The 2,468-nt window shown below is 67.2% G+C and carries 2 protein-coding genes; one reads left to right on the top strand and one right to left on the bottom strand.

Features of this window, described 5'->3' with window-relative positions; all coding sequences use genetic code 11:
- Positions 1-488: 488 nt before the first annotated feature.
- On the bottom strand, positions 489-1,049 hold the full coding sequence (locus AB0K10_RS33135) for a hypothetical protein (protein WP_363690171.1): 561 nt from the start codon (positions 1,047-1,049) through the stop codon (positions 489-491).
- A 788-nt stretch (positions 1,050-1,837) separates the two neighbouring features.
- Here AB0K10_RS33135 and AB0K10_RS33140 point away from each other — a divergent pair.
- Entirely contained in the window at positions 1,838-2,329 is a 492-nt protein-coding gene (locus AB0K10_RS33140) for a cupin domain-containing protein (RefSeq protein WP_363690173.1), read from the top strand.
- Positions 2,330-2,468: the final 139 nt, after the last annotated feature.

The raw sequence follows: 2,468 nt of genomic DNA on the forward strand, positions 1-2,468 counted from the left end.
ATGAGTGTCACGTTCGGCCGCCGGTAAGGGGCTGCCGATTGTCGCGGCCGACTCGGGGGCACGGTTTGTGCCTCCGAGTCGGCCGCGATTCGATCATGGTGGGCTGCGAGCTGCCGATCCGGACAGACGCCGGCCCGGCCCGCTCGTCACCAGTAGGTGAGCCAGGCCCGGGCGTCGCGGCTGAGTGCACGGACGGTCGTACGCGCGTACTGGCAGTCGGAGTCCGCTGGCTACTCCCGAACCATCTTGCGGACGCAGCTGAGCCACCGACATGGTCCGGCTCTACGGCCTGGACAACCGCCCGACTTACCTACCCGTCATCCGCAGGGGCTGCGCCCGCTGTTCCAGGCCGAAGACGAACTGGAACATTGCTTTGCGGGCCCGGACGGGAAGCGGATCTACGGCACACCGACCAGCGGTTGCCGACCCGCCGAGAAGTGGCGACGGTAGTCACCGTCGGCGGCTCACGGCAGCCCTTGGACGGGCCGTCACTCGCGGGTCAGCCCCGGCGGCAGCGCGTCCTCGTCGGATCGGACCTGGCGGGCGTTGACCACCGGGTCGCGGTCGAGGGTGTGGATCAGTGGTGTCGGACCGCCGACGCAGCTCCAGGTGTCGTCCCAGAGCGCGGAGACAAGCCACGACCGGTCAGCGGGAAAGAACAGGTCGGGTAGCGCGCCGTGCGGGTGGCGGATGTGACCACCGGTGCGCCAGCTGAGGGCTTGCTCGGGGCCGGCCTCGACCAGCACGTACGGCCAGTTCCAATAGAGGAACACCCTGGGGGCGTGGGGAAAGACGATGTCGTGGGCGCCGGTGTCGAGGTAGGCCAGCCACCACGACTGGTCCGGAGTGTGGGTGACGAGGTCGTTGACCAGGGCGCGCTCGTAGACGGCGGCGGTGACGTCGTCGGCCTGGTACGTGGTGGCGTAGGCGTCGAAGGCCGGCGGGATGGCGGTGGTGATCGAGACGCCGGCAGTGGTGTGACCGGCGATCCAGCCCACGTCGACGGCGGCGCCGATGCGCCAATTCCGCCCGTCCTTGCTGACCTCCACACCGCCATTCAACCGCCTCAGCGACGGTTGGCGTGGGAATCTGAGTTCGGCAGGTTGAACCGGCACCACGACGACGTAGATGTAGGCGCCGCGGCCGTTCGAGTCCAGGTCGGCGGCCTGCCAGCGGATCTGATGCTCGTGTTCGGCGAGGCCGGTGCGCTCCTGGTCGTGCGCTATCCCGACCGCACGGCGTACGCGTTGAGGTCGTCGACCGCGAACAGGTCGCTTGACCAGGGCTTCCCGCACCCCATGCTTACCACCGACGCAGAGAGCGATGAACGAGACGCCGGCGAGGATCAGGGGATTTGCCGATCTTGATCAAGTAGCTGTCAACACCGCGTCGCTAGCTTTCAGGAGGAAAGCCCGAACGGCGAGTGGCTTGCCGCGTGGACGATGCCGTCGCCCGAGCACGCCGACACTCAGCTGAAAGCAGTCGATCAGTCGAACCTGCGGCCTCAGCTCGGGACGCCCGACGAGACTGTGGAAGAGCACATCGAGCTGGCCACCAGGGGCAGGACCGCCATGTCAAGGAAGGCTGGCGTGACACGACAGACACTCAATCCGCTACTGATCATCCGCCCGACTCCGTCGAACGCAGCCAGTTCGCCAGAGCTGGTGAGGCGCGAATCTCCGCCTGGGCGCACGGAGCGCAGGCATTGGCGTTGCTGACCGCAGCGCACGAGCGTGGCTGGCTGACATTCCTGAGTCGCCCGCGGACATCTTCTGATTTGGCACGGCGGCGATCTCCATCGCCTCGGCACAACACCTGAAGCAAGGGGGAAACAACGATGGCTACGAAAGCCGACTGGGGTCCTGACGGCTGGGCTGTCGCACCCGGGGAGGGAGAGCTGATTCAGCTCAGCGGTCCGCATCGGCCGGAGATCCTGGTGCGGGGCGCCGAGGTCGGTGAGGCCCTCGGTGCATTCCTGTTCCACCACGACGTGATCACCGAGAACCCTCCCCACGCCCACCATGACTTCATGAAGGTCATGTTCGTCCTGGAGGGGGAGTACCAGTTCCGGGTGGGTGATGCCGAGTTCTCCGGCGGACCCGGCACGACAGTGGTCGTGCCCCGCGGGGCCTACCACACCTTCGTCACACAGACCGGCGGGAAAGTCCTGTTCATCAGCGCGCCGGCCGGTAACGAGAAGCTCTTCGAGGAGCTCGGCCGGCTCGGCCCGAACCCCACCGAGGCGCAACTCGCCGAGATCGACGAGCGCATGAAAACGACTCGGCTTCCGGGAGCGGAAGGACGCCCCTGGGGCGGTCTGGTGCGATGAGCTCAGCCGTCGCCCGAGCCTGACCCGGACGCGACGCCTCACCGGGATGGATCGTGGCCTACTCGGGTGCGGAGACCCGCACCCGAGTAGGCATCACAATCATCCTCGGCTGGTCACGGAGGTCGGACTTGCCAACCAC

Source organism: Micromonospora sp. NPDC049274, assembly GCF_040678875.1.
Classification (GTDB): domain Bacteria; phylum Actinomycetota; class Actinomycetes; order Mycobacteriales; family Micromonosporaceae; genus Micromonospora.

Coding starts and splice junctions, on each gene's coding strand:
- AB0K10_RS33140 (WP_363690173.1), top strand. CDS start 1,838: ATGGCTACGAAAGCCGACTGGGGTCCTGACGGCTGGGCTGTCGCACCC.